This is a genomic window from Streptomyces sp. S4.7 (assembly GCF_010384365.1).
In the GTDB taxonomy this organism is placed as follows: domain Bacteria; phylum Actinomycetota; class Actinomycetes; order Streptomycetales; family Streptomycetaceae; genus Streptomyces.
Map to the genome: position 1 here is coordinate 2,880,134 of NZ_CP048397.1, position 21,301 is coordinate 2,901,434.

Sequence of the window (21,301 nt, forward strand, 5' to 3'; positions counted from 1 at the left end):
ACGGGCTCCTCCCTTAAGAGGACTCTCCCTCGCCGGACGGAGCCGCATCGGCCTCCACAGGAGCCCGGCCCGTCAACGCCGCCAGGCTGTTGCGCACATGCGTCATCCGCGCCTGCACCTCCTCGCGGATCTCGGTGTGCTCCCGCAGGATCCGCTCCGTCTCCCGTACCGTCCGCTCCTCCGCCACCCGTGCCCGCCCCATCAACTCCTCGGCGCGAGCCGCCGCGTCCTCCTGGATGTGCCGGGCGTTCTCCTCCGCCTCCGCGAAAGCACGCCTGGCGTCCGCGAGCCGAGCGTCCGAGCGGGCCGCCAGCTCCGTCCGGCGGGCCTCCGCGGCCGCGTCCCGGTCGGTGAACTCCCGCGTCGTCGCGGCCAGTCGCTCCGCGTGCTCCTGCGACAACCCGGTGAGCAGAGCCTCCGTACGCTGCCGGATCTCGTCGAACCGCGCCAGCGCCGCGCCCCGTACCTCCTCGGCGTCCCGGCGCGCGGCCGTCCGCAGTTCGTCGGCCGCGCCCCGCGCGCCCTCCACCGTCCGGGTCGCGTGCGCGTCCGCGTCGGCCGTGACCGCCTCCGCGTCCGCGCGGGCCGCCTCACGCGTCCTGCGGCCCCTGTCGTCCGCCTCGTCGGACAGCGCCTGCGCGTCCTCCCGGGCGGTCGCACGCGCCGCGTCCGCCTCCTCGGCGGCCAGAGCCAGAATCTGCCGGGCGCGGTCGCCCAGGGAGTCGTACGTCTGCGGCGGCAGCGCCTCGACCTGCCGCCGCAGCAGCTCGGCCTCCTCCTCCAGACGCCCGGCGAGCTCCGCGAGCCGCCGCTCGTGCGCCTGGGCGTCCTCGCGGTCCCCGGCCAGCTCCGTGACCCGCCGGTCGACCTGCTCGGGGCGGTAACCACGGCCCCGGACGGGATCGAAGCCGTGAGCCGACGCCCGTGCAGCAGCCATTCCTGAAGCCTCTCTCCGACCGACGGTGACAAGAGGGAACGTCCTTACGAAACGCCCCACCCGTCCATCCTTCTCAAGAATGCGGCATTTGACGCCGGGTGCCCGACGCCGCTTCCGTACCGCTGACGCGGCCGACGCGTTCAAGCCATCGCCCGATCGCGGTACCGGCACGGCGAAGGCGCCCACCGTGAACCACGGGGGCGCCTTCGCGCGGGTCGTACGTGGCGGATCTCACCGCCGGCCCGGCACCGCCGGACCGGCTCCGTACGGCCGGATCGCCGCCCGTACGGTCAGAGCAGCCCGTCCCACATCTGCTCCAGCAGCACCGACCACCAGCTCTCCGGCGACGACAGCGCCGCCGGGTCGATCGCGGCCAGCTGTGCCTGGAAGTCGACCGTCCAGCGGCCCGCCTGCTCCGGATTCAGACCGAAACGCAACCGCCACATGCGGCCGAGCAGCGCCATCGAGCGAGTGAACTCCGGCAGCCCGGTGTTCACGAACTGCGGCGGGGTCGTCTGACCGCCCGGTCCCGTCTCGACCGACACGGCCATGATGTGCGCCGTTCCGTACTGCACACAGATCGCCCGGCCGAAGTCGCTGCCCATCACCAGGTACGAGCCCGCGTCCGCCGCCGGCTGCACCTGCCGCTGCGCGGCCAGCTCGGCCAGCGTCGGCACCACCGGCTGCGGGGGCTGCGCCCAGAAGAACGGGCCGAAGTCGCCCGGCAGCCCCGCCCACACGAGCGTGCGCGCCACGACTTCCGGCACGCCCTGACGGGAGACCGCCCGCTGGTCGAACCGGCAGATGCCCTGCGGGCCGAACGCACCCGCCAGCTCCTGCGCGATCGCCTCCGGCGGAACCGGCTGCGCGGGCGGTACCTGCGGCAGCGGGGCGCGTACCGGGGCCGGCCGCGCCGGACCGTCCGCGACCTGGTGCAACTCGCCCTGGTGGGTGAGCAGATGCTGCATGCCCTGCTGGCGGCTGGAGTGGTCCCTGCCGTACGGGGCGACGCTGGTGATCCGCACCTGCGGCCAGGTCTCGCGGATCATGCGCGCGCAGTAACCACCGGGCAGCTCGCAGGACTCCAGCTCCGTGTGGAGTTCCAGCACCTGCTGCGGCGGCACGTTCATGGCGCGCAGCTCGTGCAGGATCTGCCACTCGGGGTGCGGAGTGCCGGGCGCCGAGCGGCGGATGAGCTGGGCCTCGGAGCCGTCGGGCGCGCGGTAGCGCAGAACGGCCTGATAGCCGGGGCCGACCGTCGGCATGCCGGTGGCCTGCTGCGGATAGCCGTACGAGCCGGGCGGGGCGCCGGGAGGCGCGCCGGGCGGGCCGGGCGGATGGGGACCGGCGGCGCCGGGCGGCGGGCCGGGTACGGCACCGGGGCCGGCCAGCATCGTCGCGGCATGGTGTACGCCACCGGGCGGCGGCGTACCGGGAGCACCCGGTACGCCGGGCGCACCGGGGGGACCCGGCGGCATCCCGGGAGGGCCGGGGGGCGCACCGGGACCACCGTGCTGACCGCCCTGGCTCGGGTCCGCGAGCATCGTCGCCGCGTGGTGCACACCACCGGGCGGCGGCGTACCGGGAGCACCGGGCGGGCCGGGCGGACCCGGCGGCATCCCGGGAGCACCAGGAGCACCTGGAGGACCGGGCGGGCCCGGTGGACGAGGACCGCCCGACGACGGGGCCTGACCGCCCTGGCTCGGGTCCGCGAGCATCGTCGCCGCATGGTGCACACCACCGGGTGGCGGCGCACCGGGAGCACCGGGCGCACCCGGAGGTCCGGGCGGCTGCGGACCCCCCGGTCCGCCGGGACCGAGCTGCGGGGCGAGCTGAGTCGGCTGGTACCCACCGGCCGGGGCGCCGGGAGGACCGGGCGGGCCGGGAACTCCGGGGGCGCCGGGAGGACTTGGCGGCGGCGGGGTCGAAGGGCCGGCGCCACGCGCACCGCGCGGCGGCCCCGTCGCCTTGCTCGTCGCGGCGTCGGCGATGTCACCGGGACCGGAGCCGGGACCGGGCGCACCCGGCCCGCTCCGGTCGGGGGTCCCCGAGCCGAGACCCGGGGCCACCGTCGTCCGCGGCAGATGACTGCCACCCGACATCAGCGCCGTCGGCGCGTCGGCCGCCACACCGGGCGGCGGGGTGTCGTCGTCGTCCGCGCCCGAGAGCGGCGGTGCGAAAACCGTCGCCGGAAGCCCCACCGACACGTCCTCACCGGCGGCGTTGGTGTCCGTACCGGCCCAGGGAGTCGCCCCGGACTGCGGCGCACCGCCGGACCCCGCGGGCCCGTGATCCCCGCTGCGGTCGGCGTCGGGCCACGGCGAACTGCTGCTCTGCGACGCCGAGACCGGCTCCGCGGGCGCGCCCTGCCCGTACCCACCGCCGCCGGAGGAACCCGCGCCCGCACCGGAACCCGAGCCCGGGCCCGCCGACGCGGAAGACGACCCGGACGGCGAGGGCGACGACGGCGCCCCCGGAACACCCATCCTGTCCGCCGCGTCCTGCAACCACTCCGGCGGCGTCAGCAGGAACGACGTCTGGTTCAGATCGATGCGCTGCGGCGCCCTCGGCGGCTCCGGGGCCTGCGCCTGCGCCCCGTACTCCTCCTCGTACCGCCGGATCACCTCACCCACCGGCAGCCCCGGCCACAGCGTCGCCTCACCGCTGTCCCTGGCGATCACCAGCCGCTGGAACCCGCCGTCCGACCTCGGACCGTCCGCGCGGTCCTCCGCCCACACCACGAACCCCAGCTCGAACTCCCGCACCCGCACCTCGCGGTGCTGATACGCGGGCACATCACCGTTGACCCACTCGTCCGCGCGTTCCTGCGCCTGAGCGAATGTCACCATCGCGCTCACCCCTCCACCGGGACGGCGCGGGCGAAGCCGCCGTCCACCATCAGGTTCGCCACCGTGTCCAGCTCCGGCGGATTGCCCGCCAGCCGTGTGAGGAAGGCGTCGAAGTCCTCACCGCAGGGCAGCAGCAGGCGCTCCACCCGCTCCTGCACGCTCCAGCCGTCCCGGTCGCGTGCGTCGTCGTACGCGCAGAACCACACCGAACCGGCCGACCCGCCCCGCACCTTCACCGCGAGGATGCCGCCCTGGACGAACGCCACGCCCAGATAGTCCTTGGTCAGATGGTCCCGCAGACACTTGTTGACATACAACAGGTCGTTGACCGCCGCCTCTTCACGAACGGTGAAGAACGGCTGGTCCACCAGCAGCCCCAGCTCCGCGTCCAGCGCCGCGCCCACCGGGGCGCAGCCGCCCGCCGCCTTGAGGAAGGTGCGGTACGCGCCGGGCAGCCGGTAACCGAGGTCCTCCTCCACACTGAGCAGCTGCTGCTCGGACACCGACACCGAGCCCTTCGGCAGTCCGAAGTGCACCGGCCGTGTCTCCTGAAGAGGACGCGTCCCGCGCTTGCCGTGGTCCACCGCAGTCGTCGCCAGCCCGCCGTGATGGCGCAGCAGCGCCTTCACCTCCACCGGCACCAGCAGCAGCCGCCGCGAATTCGGCGCGTGGTGCCAGGTCCAGCCGTGCGGGGTCGCCACGGCGGGGATCGTGTCCCACAGTTCATGGCCGTCGGCGTGCAGCGCGGCGTTGGCCGACACGTAGTCCGTGAGCCGCAGCTCGTCGACGCCGAAGCCCTCGGGGGGTTCGGCGATCTCGGCGGCGGCACGCGCGTACGGCGAGAAGTCCGGGAAGCCGTTGCCGTCCACCGGCACACCCCTGGGGTGGCGGGAGGCCCGGACGGGGTCCGGGAATTGCACGACCTGCCCGGCGTAGGCCGCGTTCGGTGGCGCGGCTTGCTGCCCGAGCCGACCTGTCGTCATGGCGGATGCCCCCTGCTGGCTTCTGACTGGTTCGGCACAGCCTATGCGGTGAAGCAACAGGGGACGCTGCCCCTCCGGTCCGTCGCCGGCCCTTGCCACGGCACTCGTTCGGGTGCCGGTGACAACCGGTCACCCCAGGTCACGCAGCGACGACACCACGCACCGAACCCGCCCCGGCTTCCCCACGACGTGTCACATTTGGCAGGCTGTCCCCCGCAACTCGGGGGATTGCGTGGGGATTGCGTAGGGAGGGTCAACGCTTTGCACACAGCACAACAGGACACATCGGGAGATCCACGCCTCGGTTCGCCGAGCCGCCAGGGAGCGGCGCCGGGGCGCCTCGTCACGGACGTCGCCGGGGCCGGCCGGACCGGGACCACCGCCGGGACCTCGGACGGGACCCGGTCCGGGCCCACCGGGACCACGGCCGGCGAGACCTCCGGGGACCCGCGGCTGAGCTGGAGCAGCACCGAACCGCACCGCCCGCCCGTACTGCGGCAGCGCCGCGACGGAATCCTGCCCGCCGTCGCCGCCGCGCTCTCCGTGCGTGGTGAAAATCTCACCTGCACCGCGGGCAAGGCCGACCAGCCACCCGCCCTGCACCCCCTCGTACAGGACTTCCTGGACACCCTCACCAGCGGCCAGCGTGAACGATTCACCGGCCGCTGCCCCGAAGCCATCCTGCTGTCCCGGCACCTCACCGCCGTCGAGGGCGCCCGCTCCAAACGCGCCCAGCGCAAGCCCCTCACCCACGGCGAGGCCCGCCGCTCCCTGAAGCACGCCAAACTCACCGCACGCCGCATCCGCGAGGACGGCGACCCGCTCCACGGCAGTTACGCGCCGCCCTGCCGCTCCTGTACGGCGATGCTCGCCCAGTTCGGCGTACGCCCCGTCGACCCGACGCAGAACGGCTGACGACCCCGTGCCGGACCTCACCACGACCCGCTTCCCCGTCGCCGTCGACGCCGCCCTGCGCGAAGCCGGCTGGCAGCCGGGCCGCTGGGACATGCGGCAGGCCGAGGAGTGGGCGGACGCGCTGCGCGTTCACGTCACCCCGGCGGGACACATGCACGCCGTGTTCGCGGCCGTCGTCGAGATCTGGGCGGAGTTCGGCGGGCTGACCGTGTCCGCGCCCGGACCGGGTCGGCAGATCGCCCCCACGACCGTACGGTTCGATCCGCTGGCCGGGATCCATCTCGCCCGTACCCTCGGCGACCTCGGGCGCTCCCTGGACACCGAGATCAGCCCCATCGGCGAGGAGGGCGACGGCCAGGCCGTGCTCGCCGTCGACGCCACGGGGCGCGTCTACTCCATCGACCACACCGGCGACTGGTTCCTCGGTCCGCACATCGACCACGCGCTCGCGGCGCTGGTGACCGGAGCGCAGCCGCAGCGGCTCACCTCGGACTGAGAGACCGGGCGAAAGGCAACCGGAGCCGGAGACCAAGGAGCGAACCTACACGGTGTCCCGATAGGGCAGCACCGCCGACACCCGGAAGCCCCCCGCGTCCGTCTCCCCCGACACGAACACCCCGCCCAGCGCCAGCACCCGCTCCCGCATCCCCACCAGCCCGTTCCCGCCACTGGGCAGCCCGGCGTCCGCGGCGCCGTACGACGGACCGTTCTCCACCTGCATCGCGATCTCGGCCTCCCGGTGCGCCAGCCGCACCATCACCTTCGCCCCGGCCGCGTGCTTGTGCACATTCGTCAGCGCCTCCTGCACCACCCGGTACGCCGTCTGCTCGACCTCCGGGGCGTACGCGCGCGTCACCCCGTGCACCGCCAGCTCCACGACCATCCCCGCGTCGCGCGACTGACCCACCAGCGCCTCGATGTCCTCCATACCGGGGCCGTCGTCCGCCGCGGCGGCGGCGGCCGCCGCCGCGGCGACACCCACCGAGGCCAACGGCACCGTCGAACGGTCCGCCCCCGACCCCGCGTCCGCCACCTTCCGCGCCGCCTGCTGCTCACCCGCGCGCAGCACACCCAGCATCTCCCGCAGCTCGGTGAGCGCCTGTCGCCCCATGTCCCCCACCAGCGCGGCGTTCTTCACCGCCTTCTGCGGATCCTTCAACGCCACCGCCTGCAACGCGGCGGCGTGCACCACCATCAGGCTCACCCGGTGCGCCACCACGTCGTGCATCTCACGCGCGATGCGCGTGCGCTCCTCCGTACGGGCCCACTCCGCCCGCTGCTCGGCCCGGTCGGCCAGCAGCGACAGCTCCTGCTCCAGACTGTCCGCCCGCTCCCGCAGGCTCTCCATCAGCCGGCGCCTGGCCCCCACGTAGAGACCGAGGAGCACGGGCGGCAACGACATGCTCAACGCCATGAAGACGGCGATCAGCGGGATGTACCAGCGGGCGGAGTCGATGTCCACGCCGCTGACGTCCTGCCGCGTCCGTACGAAGACGACGATGAGCGTCCCGACGAGCGACATCCCGGCAAGCGCGCCGATGATGCGGCGGGGCGCGTCGGACGCGGCGAGCGTGTACAGCCCGACGATCGCGAGCAGCACACCCATCTCGGCCGGAGTGACGGCGACGGAGACGAGCACGACGGCCATCGGCCACCGCCGTCGCAGCAGCAGCACGGACCCGACCAACAGGCCGAAAACGACCCCGAGGGCCATCGGCAGCCGAGCGCTGTCCGCGAACCGGATCCCCTCGAACGCACACTCCAGGGCGGACACGACGGCCAGCCCCACATCCAGCACGACGCTGCGGCGCCGCCTCCACCACCAGAAGCCGCGAGTGGTCAAGCCCTCGGCCTCCTCGCATGCCCCCGTTGTGGTCATACCTCCCAGCCTACGGGCGGCCGCGACCCAATTTCCGGGGAGTGCCATCAGCACGCGAACGGTCCTCGGGCAAGGGGAACGACCACCGCTCACACGATCCGGCGAACCGACCACACATTCGAGCCGGACGTCCGGATTCCGGACGAGGATGTCCTGCATGACAGCACTGAACGGCAAATACGAGGACTTCGAGGCACTTCGGGAGCAGGCGGTGGCACTGCGCCGGGAGGGTCTGAGCCTGCGGCAGATCCGCGACCGCCCGAAGGTGTTCAACAACGAGATCCTCAGGCGTCTGGTGCAAGGCGAGCCACCGCCGGAGTGGACGAAGCGCCCCAACGCGAAGGATGACCTACGGGCCAAGGCACGTGAGCTACGGCTCCAGGGACTCACATACGACCAGATCGAGCTGGAGCTGGGGTGCTCGAAGAGTTCGATCTCGTTATGGGTGCGGGATCTGCCGAAGCCGGAGCCTCGCTACACGAACGAGGAGCGTCGGGCCCGAATGAACGCCGGATAGGCACGTCTCCGCGCCGCACAGGACGTGGACCGACACGAAACGAAGCGCTTGGCGCGAGAGGAGGTCGGGAAGTTGTCCGACCGGGAACTGTTCCTGATCGGAGTGGGGCTCTACTGGGCCGAAGGAACCAAGGACAAGTCGTACAGCCGCCGGGAAGCGCTGTACTTCATCAACAGCGACCCGAACATGATCAAGACCTACCTGCGCTGGCTCGAACTGCTGGGGGTCACGCGTGAGCGCATGCGACTGCGGGTCAGCATCCACGAGTCGGCCGACGTTCCCGCCGCCGAGGCATTTTGGGCCGATCTGGTGGGTGTGAACGTGTCCGCGTTCCAGAAGGCCACCCTCAAGAAGCACAACCCGACGACCAAGCGGAAGAACACCGCCGACACCTACAGAGGCTGCTTGATCATCTACGTGACCAAAAGCGCCGATCTATACCGTCGCATGGAGGGCGCCTGGTACGGCATAGTGTTGGGTGCCAAAACAACGGCCTGACACAATGTCCGTTAAGGCCGCAATGATCCCCCGTGGTGTAATTGGCAGCACTGTGGCTTTTGGTGCCATCTGTCCAGGTTCGAGTCCTGGCGGGGGAGCAAGCAAGTTCGGGTCCTGACCTCTCCGGTCAGGACCCGCCTTCGTTTCCGCCCCGAAACCCCCCGGTATCCTGCGGATGTCACCCACACCAAGCATCCGAAGCCGAAGGGCATTCCCGTGAGCGCCAATCGCCCGGCCGCCGTCGTCGTCCTCGCAGCGGGTGAGGGCACCCGCATGAAGTCGAAGACACCCAAGGTCCTGCACGAGATCTGCGGGCGATCGCTCGTCGGTCATGTCGTCTCCGCCGCGCGTGAGCTGGAGCCGGCGCATCTCGTGGTCGTCGTCGGGCACACGCGGGAGCTGGTCGAGGGGCATCTGGCCGCCTCGTACGACGGGGTGCGGACCGCGTTCCAGGCCGAGCAGAACGGCACCGGGCACGCCGTCCGGATGGCCGTCGAGGAGCTGGGGCGGGCTCCCGACGGCACCGTCGTCGTCGTGTGCGGCGACACCCCGCTGCTCTCCGGATCCACGCTCGCCGCGCTCGCCGCGCAGCACGAGAAGGACGGCAACGCCGTCACCGTGCTGACCGCCGAGGTGCCGGACGCGACCGGTTACGGGCGGATCGTGCGGGACGAGGCAAGCGGCGCCGTCGTCGGGATCGTGGAGCACAAGGACGCGACCGACGAGCAGCGTGCGGTACGGGAGATCAACTCGGGGGTGTTCGCCTTCGACGGGCGGCTGCTCGCGGACGCGCTCGGCAAGGTCCGTACGGACAACAGCCAGGGCGAGGAGTATCTGACCGACGTCCTCGGCATCCTGCGGTCGGCGGGGCACCGCGTCGGCGCCTCGGTGGCCGGTGATCACCGGGAGATCCTGGGCATCAACAACCGCGTACAACTGGCCGCCGCGCGCCGCCTGTTGAACGAGCGGCTGCTGGAGCGGGCGATGACGGCCGGTGTGACCGTGGTGGATCCGGGGTCCGTGCTGATCGACGTGACGGTGACGTACGAGCCGGACTCGATCGTGCACCCGGGTACGCAGCTGCTGGGCACGACGCATCTGTCGGAGGGCGCCGAGGTGGGTCCCAACTCGCGGCTGACGGACACCAAGGTGGGCGTGGGCGCCCGGGTGGACAACACGGTGGCCATCGACGCGGAGGTGGGCGAGTCGGCTTCGGTGGGCCCGTTCGCGTATCTGCGTCCGGGGACCAGGCTCGGCGTGAGGTCGAAGGCCGGGACGTTCGTGGAGATGAAGAAGGCGACGATCGGCGCCGGTTCGAAGGTGCCGCACCTGAGTTACGTGGGTGACGCGACGATCGGTGAGCAGACGAATATCGGCGCGGCGAGCGTGTTCGTGAACTACGACGGCGAATCGAAGCATCACACGACGATCGGCTCACACTGCAAGACGGGCTCGGACAACATGTTTGTGGCGCCTGTCACTGTCGGGGACGGTGCCTACACCGCCGCCGGGTCGGTCATCACGAAGGACGTCCCCTCGGGTTCGCTGGCCGTCGCGCGGGGCCAGCAAAGGAATATCGAGGGTTGGGTGGCCCGTAAGCGGCCGGGCAGCGCGGCCGCGCAGGCCGCCGCCGCCGCGGCCGAGGAGCTCGCGGTCGAAAGCTGACCGGAAACAGGCGCCTCGTGCAGCGCGTACCGTGATAGATGCTCACGTTCGGCTGGCTCGCAGGGACGCGCGGGTGCAGCGGCAATCAACACGTCTGAGGAGACTGTGCTGTGACCGGGATCAAGACGACCGGCGAGAAGAAGCTGATGCTCTTTTCCGGCCGCGCCCACCCCGAGCTGGCCGAGGCTGTCGCCCATACGCTGGGTGTCGGAATAGTGCCGACCAAGGCGTTCGATTTCGCCAACGGCGAGATCTACGTGCGCTATCAGGAGTCGGCTCGTGGTGCGGACTGTTTTCTGATCCAGAGCCACACGGCTCCGATCAATAAATGGATCATGGAGCAGTTGATCATGATCGATGCTCTGAAGCGGGCTTCGGCCCGGAGCATCACGGTGATCGTTCCCTTCTACGGATATGCCCGGCAGGACAAGAAGCACCGTGGGCGTGAGCCGATTTCGGCCCGTCTGGTGGCGGACCTGATGAAGACCGCGGGAGCGCACCGCATTCTGACCGTGGACCTCCACACCGATCAGATCCAGGGTTTCTTCGACGGCCCGGTGGACCATCTGTTCGCGCTGCCGATCCTGGCGGACTACGTGGCGACGAAGGTCGACCGGTCGAAGCTGACGGTGGTCTCGCCGGACGCCGGCCGCGTTCGGGTGGCGGACCGCTGGTGCGACCGGCTGGACGCCCCGCTGGCGATCGTGCACAAGCGCCGTGACAAGGATGTCGCCAACGAGGTGACGGTCCATGAGGTCGTCGGCAATGTCGAGGGCCGGGTCTGTGTCCTGGTGGACGACATGATCGACACGGGTGGCACGATCTGCGCCGCCGCGGACGCGCTGTTCGCGCACGGCGCCGAGGACGTCATCGTGACGGCGACGCACGGTGTGCTGTCGGGTCCGGCCGGGGACCGGCTGAAGAATTCGAAGGTCAGTGAGTTCATCTTCACGGACACGCTGCCGGATCCGGGCAATCTGGAGATGGACAAGATCACGGTGCTGTCCATCGCGCCGACGATCGCGCGCGCGGTGCGCGAGGTGTTCGAGGACGGTTCGGTGACCAGCCTCTTCGACGAGCAGGCGTAGCACGGCCCCCACGACACGGCCCCACGACCGGGCCGGCGAAGATCGATTTCTGGGGCGGCCTCCCCGCCGGGTAGACTCACGGAGTTGCTCGGCGAGGGAGGCCGCTTTCATTCGCGGCTGTCCGTTATCGACGCGCTCTTCGTAGCAGGCCTGTCGTGGCCGGGTGACCAGCGGTCCCATCGTCACCTATGTGTCATCTACGAGGAGTGCAGCCATGGCTGAGGTCAAGATCAGCGCTGAGGTCCGGTCCGAGTTCGGCAAGGGCGCCGCCCGCCGTACCCGTCGTGAGAACAAGGTTCCCGCGGTCATCTACGGTCACGGCGCCGACCCCGTTCACGTCTCCCTGCCGGGTCACGACCTGATGATGGCGCTCAAGACGGCGAACGCCCTCCTGAGCATCGACATCGAGGGCCGCAAGGAGCTCGTGATCCCCAAGGCCGTCCAGCGTGACGCGCTCAAGGGCTTCATCAAGCACGTCGACCTGCTCGCGGTGAAGCGCGGCGAGAAGGTCACGATCGAGGTCGCGGTGCACACCGAGGGCGAGCTGGCCCCGGGTCCGTTCCTGCTGGAGAACGTGCTGAGCACCCTGACCGTCGAGGCCGAGGCGACGCACATCCCCGAGTCCGTGACGGTCTCCGTCGAGGGCCTGGAGGCCGGTGCCTCCATCGTCGCGAAGGATGTCCCCCTGCCCAAGGGCACGACGCTGGTGACCGACGAGGACGCGGTCGTCATCCAGGTCCTGGCCGCGCAGGCCGAGGAGCCGGCCGAGGACGCCGCCGACGAGGCCGCCGCCGAGGTCTGAGCCTCCGCAGGAACCTGAGAAACGCTTTGCCCGACGGGGTGGCGGGCCGGTGCCCGCCACCCCGTTCTTCTCTTCGTCCCAAGGAGACGCAGCGCAGATGACGACCGATGTCACCCCCCCGTGGCTGATCGTGGGCCTGGGCAATCCCGGCCCGGGTTACGCGGCCAACCGTCACAACGTGGGTTTCATGGTGGCCGATCTCCTCGCGGGCCGGATCGGCGGTTCGTTCAAGCGCGCGCAGAAGTCACAGGCGCAGGTCCTGGAGGGCCGGGTGGGGCCGATGGGGCCGGGCAGCCGGCGGGTGGTGCTGGCGAAGCCGCTGTCGTTCATGAACCTGTCCGGGGGGCCGGTCGCCGGGCTGCGGGACTTCTACAAGGTGCCGACGGTCAACATCGTGGCGATCCATGACGAGTTGGACATCGACTACGGCGCTCTGCGGCTGAAGCTGGGCGGCGGGGACAACGGTCACAACGGTCTGAAGTCCATGACGAAGTCGATGGGTCCCGACTACCACCGGGTCCGCTTCGGGATCGGCCGGCCGCCGGGGCGGATGCAGGTGGCCGACTTCGTACTGAAGGACTTCTCGTCCGTGGAGCGCAAGGAGCTGGACTTCCTCGTGGACCGGGCGGCCGACGCCGTCGAGTGTCTGGTGACGGAAGGGCTTGAACGCGCGCAGAGCGCGTACAACTCCTGACAACAACGGCCATTTGTCGGCCACAAGTTGACCGACCGCGTCCGGATGGCCAAGGATCGCGGTCCATGAAGCCGAGCTCCTCCCAACTCGCCCTGTCGGTGGGCCGCCGCGTCGCGATGGCGTGCGTCGCCGGGCTGTTGCTCGTCGCGGGTTTCTGGACGTCCTGGGACACGGCGCAGCATGTGCTGCTCTCCAAGGGCCGCGAGCACGGCACGCTGTCGGTGACCGAGTGCGGCGATACGACCTGTACGGGGACCTACGACCCCGAGGGGCCGCCGCCACCGCGGGCGGGCGCGCCCATCGAGCGGTCGGTGGCGGTGAAGAAGGGCCGGGAGTACGAGGTGGTGCTGAGGCCCGGCACCGAGGAGCTGCTCCGCGCGGGCTCGTCCGGCGTACTGCTGGCGTGGGTGCCGCTGGGCGGCGCGCTGCTGCTGGCGGCGCCGGTGGTCGGCGGCGGGATGCGGCTGACGCGTACGGCGTGGGGTACGGCGCTGGCGGGTGCGCTGCTGCTTGCGGCGGCGTTCTTCGCGCTCTGACACCCGCCCCGGGCGCCGGAGGGGTCGAGCCCGTCCGGCGCCCGGGTCCCTCACCTGCTCAGCCGGTGTTGCGCAGCCCCGCCGCCACCCCGTTGACCGTCAGCAGCAGTGCCCGCGAGAGCAGCGGGTCCGGTGCTTCCTCGCGGGCCGCCGCCGCGCGCTGGCGCGCGAGCAGTGAGACCTGGAGGTAGGAGATCGGGTCGAGGTAGGCGTCGCGGATGGCGAACGTCTGCCGCAGCACCGGGTTGGAGCCCAGCAGCTGCTCGTTGCCGGTGATCCGCAGGACTTCCCGCACCGTGAGCGCGTGCTCCTCCTCGATGGCGGTGAAGACGTGCTTCAGCTCGTCGGGCACCAGGGTGTCGACGTAGTGCCTGGCGATCCGCAGGTCGGTCTTGGCGAGGGTCATCTCGACGTTGGAGAGGAAGTTCTGGAAGAAGTGCCAGTGTTCGTGCATCTCGTCCAGGACCGGGTCGAGGCCCGATTCGCGCAGCGCCTTGAGGCCGGATCCGACCCCGTACCAGCCGGGTACGATCTGCCGCGACTGCGTCCAGCCGAAGACCCACGGGATGGCGCGCAGCCCGTCGAGTCCGGCGCCGGAGTCCGGGCGCCGGGAGGGGCGTGAGCCGAGGTGCAGGTCGGCGAGCTGGTCGACGGGGGTCGCGGCGAAGAAGTACGCGGGCAGGTCGGGGTCCTCGACGAGCTTGCGGTACGCGCCGTGGGCCGCGTCGGAGACGGTGTCCATGGCCGCGTCCCAGCGCGCCAGCGCCTCGTCGGACTGGCGGGGCGCGGTGTGCAGCGCGGACGCCTGGAGGGTGGCGGCGACGGTCAGTTCCAGGTTCTCCCTGGCGAGGGCCGGGATCAGGTACTTGTCGGAGATGACCTCGCCCTGCTCGGTCACCTTGATCTCGCCCTCCAGGGTGCCCCAGGGCTGCGCGAGGATCGCGTCGTGCGAGGGGCCGCCGCCGCGGCCGACGGTGCCGCCGCGGCCGTGGAAGAGGCGGAGCCGTACGCCGTAGCGGTGGGCGACGTCGCGGAGCCGGCGCTGGGCGCGGTGGATCTCCCACTGGCTGGTGGTGATGCCGCCGAACTTGGAGGAGTCGGAGTAGCCGAGCATGACCTCCTGGACGTCGCCGCGCAGTGAGACGAGGCGCCGGTAGGAGGGGTCGGCGAGCATCTCGTCGAGGATGATGTCGGCTGCGCGCAGCTCGTCGGTGGTCTCCAGGAGCGGCACGATGCCGATCTTGGCCCAGCCGGAGTGCAGGTCGAGCAGTCCGGCCTCGCGGGCGAGGACGGCGGCGGCGAAGACGTCGTCGGCGCCCTGGCACATCGAGATGATGTAGGACTCGATGACCTCGGGGCCGAAGCGTTCGAACGCCTGCTTGACGGTGTGGAAGACGCCGAGGGTCTTCTCGCCGGCGGCGTCGAGGGGCGCGGGGGTGGGGGCGAGCGGGCGGCGGGAGCGCAGCTCCTTGGCGAGGAGCTTCTGCCGGTACTCGCGCGGCATGTCCGCGTACCGCCAGGACTCCTCGCCGAGGCGGTCGAAGAGCTGGCCGAGCGCGTGGTGGTGGGCGTCGGCGTGTTCGCGTACGTCCATGGTGGCGAGCTGGAGCCCGAACGCGGCGAGGGTGCGGATGGTGCGGTCCATGCGTCCGTCGGCGAAGAGGCCGCCGCGGTGGGAGCGCAGGGACTCCTGGACGAGGGTGAGGTCCTCCAGCAGCTGCGAGGTGCCGAGGTAGTCGCGGCCCTTGCTGTGCGGGGTGCCCTTGGCGAGGCGCTCACGGGTGTTGACGAGCTTCTGCCGGATGCAGGTGGCCTTGAGGCGGTACGGCTCTTCGGCGTTGAGGCGCTTGTAGCGGGGGCTGATCTCGGGGAGGCGGTCGAGGTCGGTGGCGAGCGAGTCGAGGAGCTCCTGGGTGGCGCCCGCGTACCGGATGGAGTTGGAGAGCTGGCCGCGCAGCTGGTCGATGAGTTCGAGCGCGTCGGTGATGCCGTGCTCGTGCTGGAGGATCAGCACTTCCCAGGTGACGGCGGGGGTCACGTTGGGGTTGCCGTCGCGGTCGCCGCCGATCCAGGTGCCGAAGCTGAGGGGGCGGGTGCCGGAGGGCAGTTCGACGCCGACGCGTTCGAGTTCGGCGACGAGGTCTTCGAGGACGTCGCCGACCGCTTCGGCGTGCAGTTCGTCGAGGTAGTAGATGGCGTTGCGGGCCTCGTCGGCGGGCTCGGGCCGTACGACGCGCAGTTCGTCGGTCTGCCAGATCAGGTCGATGGACTCGGCGAGCCGCAGGTCGTGGCGGCGCCGGTCGGCGGCGATGACGGGCAGTTCGAGGAGTTCGGCGATGCGGCGGAGCTTGTTCAGTACGGAGCGGCGCGCGGCTTCGGTGGGGTGCGCGGTGAAGACGGGGCGGACGCTGAGGTTCTTGACGGTGGCGCGCAGATGCTCCGGGTCGGCGTCCTTGAGACGGTCGGCGGTACGGGCGAGGAGCCCGCCCTCGGCCTCCCGGCGGTCGCGCATCTCGCGGCCGCGGTGGACCTGCTCGGTGACGTTGGCGAGGTGGAAGTAGGTGGAGAAGGCGCGGACGAGCTTCGCGGCGGTCTCCAGGTCGGTGTCGCCGAGCAGCGCGGCGGCTGCTTCGCCGTCCTCGCGGGTGAGGGCGCGGACACGCTCGACGAGGTCGAGCAGTTCGGGGCCTTCCTGGCGTACGAGGGTCTCGCCGAGGAGGTCGCCGAGCCGGCGGATGTCGGAGCGCAGCTCGACGTTGGAGGTGGCGCCCTCGGTGTGGAACGGCCGGTCGGTCGTCGACCGGCCGGCGGTCGGGGTCTGGTCGGCACTGCTCACAGGTGCGGCTCCTTGCAGTGTTTGAGCACGTCGGGAGGAGAAGGTTCTGGAGAGATTGTTCGACCGGACCGCGCTGTCCGACGTCACAAGGATAGGTGTCCTTTGCGCGTCGTTATCCACAGGCCCCTTGTCGCGTGCCTCTTCGCTGCCATACTTACGTTGCCGTAGGTTACGCGCCCGTAGACGGGCAGAATGCCGCATTCCACACCTCCAGGGGACACACCCATGTCGACAAGCCCTGACGTTCTCGGCGACTCCTCACAGGCTCAGCCTGCGCCGGACGGTTCCTCCGCTCCCCCCACTCCGCCCGCTCCCTCTGCCACGCTCGGCGGGGAGAACAAGCGTTCGCTGGAGCAGATCACGCTGCTCCTCTTCATCGTCGTGCCCTTCATCGCCCTGCTCGGCGCCGTTCCGCTGGTCTGGGGCTGGGGGGTGAGCTGGCTCGATCTGGGTCTGCTCGTGGCGATGTACTTCATCGGCTGCCATGGCATCACGGTCGGCTTCCACCGGTACTTCACGCACGGCTCGTTCAAGGCGAAGCGCCCGCTGCGGATCGCGCTGGCCGTGGCGGGGTCGATGGCCGTGGAGGGTCCGGTGGTCCGCTGGGTCGCCGATCACCGCAAGCACCACAAGTTCTCGGACGCGGAGGGCGACCCGCACTCGCCGTGGCGGTTCGGCGAGACGCTGCCCGCGCTGATGAAGGGCCTGTGGTGGGCGCACATCGGCTGGCTCTTCGACGAGGAGCAGACGCCTCAGCAGAAGTACGCGCCGGATCTGATCAGGGATCCGGCGATCCGGCGGGTCTCGCGGCAGTTCCTGCTGTGGGCGTTCGTGTCGCTGGCGATCCCGCCGCTGGTCGGCGGGCTGGTGACGATGTCGTGGTGGGGCGCGTTCACGGCGTTCTTCTGGGGCTCGCTCGTGCGGGTGGCGCTGCTGCACCACGTCACGTGGTCGATCAACTCGATCTGTCACGCGGTGGGCAAGCGGCCGTTCAGATCGCGTGACCGGTCAGGCAATGTGTGGTGGCTGGCGGTCTTGTCCTGTGGCGAGTCATGGCACAACCTGCACCATGCGGACCCGACGAGCGCCCGGCACGGTGTGCTGCGAGGTCAGATCGACTCCAGCGCCCGGCTGATCCGGTGGTTCGAGGCGTTCGGCTGGGCGCACAGCGTGCGCTGGCCCGACGCCGGCCGGCTGGAAGCCCGGCGGAAAATTGACCATCCCAACGCGGCATGATTGGCAACGTGGCGATCGACGGCGGTAAGAGCGACACCGAAAAGAGCCGGACCCCGAGCGCGCCCGTCCGGCGCTCCCGCCGGGTGCGGATGACCGGTAAGGAGCGTCGCGAGCAACTGCTGGACATCGGCCGCACCCTGTTCGCCGAGAAGGGCTACGAGGGCACGTCGGTGGAGGAGATCGCGTCGAAGGCGGGCGTCTCCAAGCCGGTGGTGTACGAGCACTTCGGCGGCAAGGAGGGCCTGTACGCGGTCGTGGTCGACCGCGAGATGCGCCAGCTGCTCGACATGGTGACGAGTTCTCTTACGGCGGGCCATCCGCGAGAGCTGTGCGAGCAGGCGGCGTTCGCGCTCCTCGACTACATCGAGGAGTACACGGACGGTTTCCGCATCCTGGTCCGCGATTCGCCGGTGGCGCAGTCGACGGGCACGTTCGCCTCGCTGATCAGCGACATCGCCACGCAGGTCGAGGACATCCTCGGCATGGAGTTCAAGGCACGCGGCTTCGACCCGAAGCTGGCCCCGCTGTACGCGCACGCCCTGGTGGGCATGGTGGCGCTGACGGGCCAGTGGTGGGTGGACACCCGCCGCCCGAAGAAGAACGAGGTGGCGGCGCACCTGGTGAACCTGGCGTGGCACGGGCTGGGCAATCTGGAGGCGAAGCCACGGCTGATAGGGCACCGAAAGGTGTGAGGGCGAGCCGGGACCCGGCCACCGGGGCGCCGAGGCGTTCCGGTGGTCGGGTCCCTCAGGTCGTCGTCGAGTCGTCGACGCCCGCGATCATCAGGCGTGCCTTCTCGCCACCGCGAAGATCCGGCGGAACGGGAACACCGTGCCGTGCGGGCCGGGTGGATACGCCTTGCGGAGCAGGTCGCCGTACTGGCCGAGGAAGTCCGCCGCGGCCTGGGGGTCGTCGGCGAGTTCGGTGAGGACGGGCCGCAGGGCGGTGCCCTTGACCCAGTCGAGCACCGGGTCCTGGCCGGAGAGCAACTGGAGGTACGTGGTCTCCCAGGCGTCCGCCGTGCAGCCGAGGTCCGTGAGGCGCAGCAGGTAGTCGGCCGGATCCAGGATGTGTACGAAGCGCCGGCCGTGGCTGTCGAGACGGCGGCTCCAGCGCGGGGTCTCGCACAGTTCGCCGAGGAGCGCGTGGCTGGGGGCGGTGAAGTTGCCGGGGACCTGGAAGGCGAACGTACCGCCGGGGGTGAGGCCGTCGATCCAGCCGGGAAAGGATTCGGCGTGGTTCGGGACCCACTGGAGAGCGGCGTTGGAGACGATCAGGTCGTACGGCTCGTCGGGGGTCCAGTGGGCGGCGTCGGCGGACCGGAAGTCCAGCAGGCCGCCGCCGGGGGTGGGGCCCGCGTACTCCTTCTCGGCCTGCTCCAGCATCTCGGTGGAGAGATCGAAGCCGGTGATGTGGGCGGTGGGCCAACGTTCGGCGAGGAGCGCCGTGACGTTGCCGGGGCCGCAGCCGATGTCCGCTATCCGCGCGGGCCGGTTCCCGCCCGGCAGCTCGGGGATCCGGCCCAGCAGGTCCAGGAACGGGCGGGTGCGGTGCACGGAGTGGTGGAGATACTGCTGCGGGTCCCAGGTCGGTGCGGACGTGGATGCCGGGGTGGCCGCCGGAGTCGCTGCCGAATGCATGTACGAAGTCCCCTCGGGATACGGAGCGGACGAGCGGATTCCCGTCCGCGCCCGACCATGCCCAAGCCTGCACCCAAGTATATCTTGACGTCAAGAGACTTCATGTCGACAGACCCTCTACACTGATCGCCATGGAGGACGAGGTCGACCGTCTGGTCGCAGCATGGCGCCGGGAGCGGCCGGACCTCGACGTGGAACCACTTGAGGTGCTCAGCCGCGTCAGCAGGCTCGCGCGCCATCTCGACCGGGCCCGGCGCCTCGCGTTCTCCGAGCACCATCTGGAGCCGTGGGAGTTCGACGTCCTGACCTCGCTGCGGCGGGCGGGCGCTCCGTACCAGCTCTCCCCCGGTCAGCTGCTGACCCAGACCCTGGTGACGTCCGGCACGATGACCAACCGCATCGACCGGCTCGCGAAGAAGGACCTGGTCGAGCGGCTGCCCGACCCCAGCGACCGGCGCGGGGTCCTCGTCCGGCTCACCCCCGAAGGGCGTGACCGCGCCGACCAGGCGCTGGCCGGGCTGCTCGCCCAGGAACGCGCGATCCTCGCGGAGCTGTCGCGCGGGCAGCGCGGCGAACTGGCCGCGCTGCTGCGCCGGTTGACCGCGCCGTTCGACAACATCCCCGGCTGACACCCGCCCCGCCCGGCCCGGGAACGGCCGGGCCCCGAAGATCCGCCGGCCCGGATCCAGGTCCTGTCTTCGAACTGGTGTCCGGCTCACGACGCCCGGCAAGATCCGAACGACAGACCCTAGCCCACCCGCACCGCGTCCGTGTCGCCCAGGTCCGCCGGGCCCACTCCCGCGCGGCGGGCCAGTGCGACCGCCGCCAGTGTCGAGTGGACGCCGAGCTTCCCCAGCACGTTCTGCATGTGCGTACGGACCGTGTGCGGGGACAGGAAGAGGCGCTCGGCCACCGCCTTGCGCCCCAGGCCCGCCACCATGCAGCGCAGTACCTCCAGCTCGCGCGGCGTCAGCGAGTCGACCAGCCGCTCGCTGTCCGTGCGGTGCTTGCGCGCGGCGGTCAGCTCCCGCAGGACGCTCGTGAGCAGCGCGGGCGGCAGATGTGTCTCGTCGCGCAGCACGCCCCTGATCACCGCCAGCAGCCGCTGCAGCGAGCAGTCCTTGGCGACCCAGCCGGACGCGCCCGCCTGGAGCGCGAGTGCCGCGCGGCTCGGGTCGTCCTTCTCCGCGAGGACCACGCAGCGCACGGACGGCTGTCCCGAACGCACGCCCGCGACCAGCGAGATGCCGTCGACGAGCCCGAGACCCGCCTCGCCGCTGTCGGGTACGGCGCGCGCCACCGGACCGCCGCCCGTACCCGCGACGACGCCCAGGTCGGCGTCGACCAGCATCACGTCGTACGCGCGCCCCTCCGTCGCCGCCCGTTCGAGACAGCGCAGCGCGGCGGGACCGCTGCCGGCGGCCGCGACGTCCACGTCGGGCTCCGCCGCGAGGGCGGCTGCCAGCGACTCGGCGAATATGCGGTGGTCGTCCACCACGAGAACTCTGATACGGACCAATTGACACCCCCAGATGTCGGGGCGCGGACGACGCGGGTACGGCGCCCGGTGGGGTGAGTTCGCGTCGCGTGGACACTGGTACCGCCACGGCCGCCGCCGTGCGGCTGCCCACCCACCCCGGGCGTCGTACCCGACTGTCTCGCTTCCCTGATCAGCACCGGCCCCCACCGGTGCTGTGCATCAGCGTACGGGCGGGCGCCGGGAGCGGAAGACTATTTGCAGAACTGATCGGCGACGTCTGGTTAGTCTGGGGCGCATGTTGCGTCTGGAGACGGAAGTCGACAACGAACGACGGGCGTTGCTGCAAGAGCGGATGCGGGAGACCAACACCGCCCGTTCCGCCGTCCTGCGCGAGCTGCGGGGGTCGGCCGACGACGAGGAGTTCCAGCTGCACGTGTGGCTGCTGGACGAGTCGACGGGCGCGCTGGCCGGCGGTCTCGCGGCCCATGTGTGGGCGCGCTGGCTCCATGTCGATCTGCTGTGGATGGACGAGACGCACCGCGGCGCGGGTCTCGGCACGCGCCTGCTGACGGAGGCGGAGGATCTGGCCCGCGCCCGTGGCTGTACGCACGCGCGCCTGGAGACCTGGGACTTCCAGGCGCCGGCGTTCTACCGGCGGCAGGGCTACGACCTGGCGGGGCACATCCCCGACTATCCGCCCGGCGTCACGGAGTTCCTCTTCATCAAGCGCCTGGCCTGAGACCTCA

General features: G+C 71.0%; 18 protein-coding genes, 1 tRNA gene and 1 pseudogene. 13 read left to right on the forward strand and 7 right to left on the reverse strand.

The features are described 5' to 3' along the window. Positions 1 to 13: 13 nt before the first annotated feature. The 3 genes from SSPS47_RS12550 to SSPS47_RS12560 all read right to left on the reverse strand — a co-directional run bounded on the left by SSPS47_RS12550 (position 14) and on the right by SSPS47_RS12560 (position 4,769). Positions 14 to 937: a cellulose-binding protein gene (locus tag SSPS47_RS12550; protein ID WP_164251046.1), complete on the reverse strand. Its 924-nt coding sequence runs from the start codon at positions 935 to 937 to the stop codon at positions 14 to 16. A gap of 290 nt (positions 938 to 1,227) precedes the next feature. After that, the gene (locus tag SSPS47_RS12555; protein WP_164251048.1) at positions 1,228 to 3,786 is read right to left on the reverse strand and encodes an SUKH-4 family immunity protein; all 2,559 of its coding nucleotides are present in this window, start codon (positions 3,784 to 3,786) and stop codon (positions 1,228 to 1,230) included. A gap of 5 nt (positions 3,787 to 3,791) precedes the next feature. Then, the gene (locus tag SSPS47_RS12560) at positions 3,792 to 4,769 is read right to left on the reverse strand and encodes an SMI1/KNR4 family protein (RefSeq protein WP_164251050.1); all 978 of its coding nucleotides are present in this window, start codon (positions 4,767 to 4,769) and stop codon (positions 3,792 to 3,794) included. 453 nt (positions 4,770 to 5,222) lie between these two features. On the opposite strand from SSPS47_RS12560, the gene SSPS47_RS12565 reads away from it, so the two are divergent. Next, the gene (locus tag SSPS47_RS12565) at positions 5,223 to 5,684 is read left to right on the forward strand and encodes a YwqJ-related putative deaminase (RefSeq protein ID WP_147877053.1); all 462 of its coding nucleotides are present in this window, start codon (positions 5,223 to 5,225) and stop codon (positions 5,682 to 5,684) included. Positions 5,685 to 5,691: 7 nt separating this feature from the next. Further along, a complete protein-coding gene (locus SSPS47_RS12570) occupies positions 5,692 to 6,180 on the forward strand; it encodes an SUKH-3 domain-containing protein (protein ID WP_164251052.1) in 489 nt (162 codons plus the stop codon). Between the two features lie 45 nt (positions 6,181 to 6,225). Here the strand turns inward: SSPS47_RS12570 and SSPS47_RS12575 are convergent, their stop codons facing one another. After that, positions 6,226 to 7,563 carry a histidine kinase gene (locus SSPS47_RS12575; protein ID WP_164251054.1) on the reverse strand — a complete coding sequence of 446 codons (1,338 nt, stop codon included), beginning with the start codon at positions 7,561 to 7,563 and terminating at the stop codon, positions 6,226 to 6,228. Positions 7,564 to 7,720: 157 nt separating this feature from the next. Here SSPS47_RS12575 and SSPS47_RS35315 point away from each other — a divergent pair. From SSPS47_RS35315 to SSPS47_RS12615, 7 genes and pseudogenes are all read left to right on the forward strand, one after another. After that, positions 7,721 to 8,578 (forward strand): annotated as a pseudogene (locus SSPS47_RS35315) (hypothetical protein). Positions 8,579 to 8,604: 26 nt separating this feature from the next. Further along, positions 8,605 to 8,676: transfer RNA gene (locus SSPS47_RS12590), tRNA-Gln, on the forward strand. Between the two features lie 118 nt (positions 8,677 to 8,794). Beyond that, entirely contained in the window at positions 8,795 to 10,243 is a 1,449-nt protein-coding gene (gene glmU / locus SSPS47_RS12595) for a bifunctional UDP-N-acetylglucosamine diphosphorylase/glucosamine-1-phosphate N-acetyltransferase GlmU (protein ID WP_164251059.1), read from the forward strand. A 110-nt stretch (positions 10,244 to 10,353) separates the two neighbouring features. Beyond that, complete coding sequence (locus SSPS47_RS12600) at positions 10,354 to 11,331, forward strand: ribose-phosphate diphosphokinase (protein WP_147876881.1); 978 nt, start codon at positions 10,354 to 10,356, stop codon at positions 11,329 to 11,331. 214 nt (positions 11,332 to 11,545) lie between these two features. After that, complete coding sequence (locus SSPS47_RS12605; protein ID WP_164251064.1) at positions 11,546 to 12,133, forward strand: 50S ribosomal protein L25/general stress protein Ctc; 588 nt, start codon at positions 11,546 to 11,548, stop codon at positions 12,131 to 12,133. A gap of 97 nt (positions 12,134 to 12,230) precedes the next feature. Next, positions 12,231 to 12,827 carry an aminoacyl-tRNA hydrolase gene (gene pth, locus SSPS47_RS12610; protein ID WP_164251066.1) on the forward strand — a complete coding sequence of 199 codons (597 nt, stop codon included), beginning with the start codon at positions 12,231 to 12,233 and terminating at the stop codon, positions 12,825 to 12,827. Positions 12,828 to 12,892: 65 nt separating this feature from the next. Beyond that, positions 12,893 to 13,363 (forward strand): hypothetical protein, encoded by a 471-nt coding sequence (locus SSPS47_RS12615; protein WP_147876884.1) that lies wholly within the window; start codon positions 12,893 to 12,895, stop codon positions 13,361 to 13,363. Between the two features lie 58 nt (positions 13,364 to 13,421). Here SSPS47_RS12615 and ppc read toward each other — a convergent pair whose 3' ends face one another. After that, positions 13,422 to 16,112 (reverse strand): phosphoenolpyruvate carboxylase, encoded by a 2,691-nt coding sequence (gene ppc / locus SSPS47_RS12620; RefSeq protein ID WP_164254541.1) that lies wholly within the window; start codon positions 16,110 to 16,112, stop codon positions 13,422 to 13,424. Positions 16,113 to 16,424: 312 nt separating this feature from the next. On the opposite strand from ppc, the gene SSPS47_RS12625 reads away from it, so the two are divergent. Beyond that, on the forward strand, positions 16,425 to 17,435 hold the full coding sequence (locus tag SSPS47_RS12625) for a fatty acid desaturase (RefSeq protein WP_164251068.1): 1,011 nt from the start codon (positions 16,425 to 16,427) through the stop codon (positions 17,433 to 17,435). Further along, the gene (locus tag SSPS47_RS12630) at positions 17,432 to 18,127 is read left to right on the forward strand and encodes a TetR/AcrR family transcriptional regulator (protein WP_147876886.1); all 696 of its coding nucleotides are present in this window, start codon (positions 17,432 to 17,434) and stop codon (positions 18,125 to 18,127) included. The genes SSPS47_RS12625 and SSPS47_RS12630 overlap by 4 nt, the downstream gene beginning before the upstream one ends. A 90-nt stretch (positions 18,128 to 18,217) precedes the next feature. On the opposite strand, the gene SSPS47_RS12635 is transcribed toward SSPS47_RS12630, so the two are convergent. Continuing rightward, positions 18,218 to 19,075: a trans-aconitate 2-methyltransferase gene (locus SSPS47_RS12635; RefSeq protein WP_164251070.1), complete on the reverse strand. Its 858-nt coding sequence runs from the start codon at positions 19,073 to 19,075 to the stop codon at positions 18,218 to 18,220. Between the two features lie 131 nt (positions 19,076 to 19,206). Between SSPS47_RS12635 and SSPS47_RS12640 the strand changes: the two genes are divergently transcribed. Then, positions 19,207 to 19,704, forward strand: a complete 498-nt coding sequence (locus tag SSPS47_RS12640) for a MarR family transcriptional regulator (protein ID WP_078076909.1) — start codon at positions 19,207 to 19,209, stop codon at positions 19,702 to 19,704. Between the two features lie 119 nt (positions 19,705 to 19,823). Here SSPS47_RS12640 and SSPS47_RS12645 read toward each other — a convergent pair whose 3' ends face one another. Beyond that, on the reverse strand, positions 19,824 to 20,594 hold the full coding sequence (locus tag SSPS47_RS12645; protein WP_164251072.1) for a response regulator transcription factor: 771 nt from the start codon (positions 20,592 to 20,594) through the stop codon (positions 19,824 to 19,826). A gap of 256 nt (positions 20,595 to 20,850) precedes the next feature. Between SSPS47_RS12645 and SSPS47_RS12650 the strand changes: the two genes are divergently transcribed. Next, positions 20,851 to 21,294 (forward strand): GNAT family N-acetyltransferase, encoded by a 444-nt coding sequence (locus SSPS47_RS12650; RefSeq protein ID WP_164251074.1) that lies wholly within the window; start codon positions 20,851 to 20,853, stop codon positions 21,292 to 21,294. The last annotated feature ends 7 nt before the right edge of the window (positions 21,295 to 21,301 follow it).

Bases quoted from the DNA above. Each gene is read 5' to 3' on its own strand.
- SSPS47_RS12550 (WP_164251046.1), bottom strand. From the start codon at position 937: ATGGCTGCTGCACGGGCGTCGGCTCACGGCTTCGATCCCGTCCGGGGC.
- SSPS47_RS12555 (WP_164251048.1), bottom strand. From the start codon at position 3,786: ATGGTGACATTCGCTCAGGCGCAGGAACGCGCGGACGAGTGGGTCAAC.
- SSPS47_RS12560 (WP_164251050.1), bottom strand. From the start codon at position 4,769: ATGACGACAGGTCGGCTCGGGCAGCAAGCCGCGCCACCGAACGCGGCC.
- SSPS47_RS12575 (WP_164251054.1), bottom strand. From the start codon at position 7,563: ATGACCACAACGGGGGCATGCGAGGAGGCCGAGGGCTTGACCACTCGC.
- SSPS47_RS12605 (WP_164251064.1), top strand. From the start codon at position 11,546: ATGGCTGAGGTCAAGATCAGCGCTGAGGTCCGGTCCGAGTTCGGCAAG.
- pth (WP_164251066.1), top strand. From the start codon at position 12,231: ATGACGACCGATGTCACCCCCCCGTGGCTGATCGTGGGCCTGGGCAAT.
- SSPS47_RS12615 (WP_147876884.1), top strand. From the start codon at position 12,893: ATGAAGCCGAGCTCCTCCCAACTCGCCCTGTCGGTGGGCCGCCGCGTC.
- SSPS47_RS12625 (WP_164251068.1), top strand. From the start codon at position 16,425: ATGTCGACAAGCCCTGACGTTCTCGGCGACTCCTCACAGGCTCAGCCT.
- SSPS47_RS12630 (WP_147876886.1), top strand. From the start codon at position 17,432: ATGATTGGCAACGTGGCGATCGACGGCGGTAAGAGCGACACCGAAAAG.
- SSPS47_RS12635 (WP_164251070.1), bottom strand. From the start codon at position 19,075: ATGCATTCGGCAGCGACTCCGGCGGCCACCCCGGCATCCACGTCCGCA.
- SSPS47_RS12640 (WP_078076909.1), top strand. From the start codon at position 19,207: ATGGAGGACGAGGTCGACCGTCTGGTCGCAGCATGGCGCCGGGAGCGG.
- SSPS47_RS12650 (WP_164251074.1), top strand. From the start codon at position 20,851: ATGTTGCGTCTGGAGACGGAAGTCGACAACGAACGACGGGCGTTGCTG.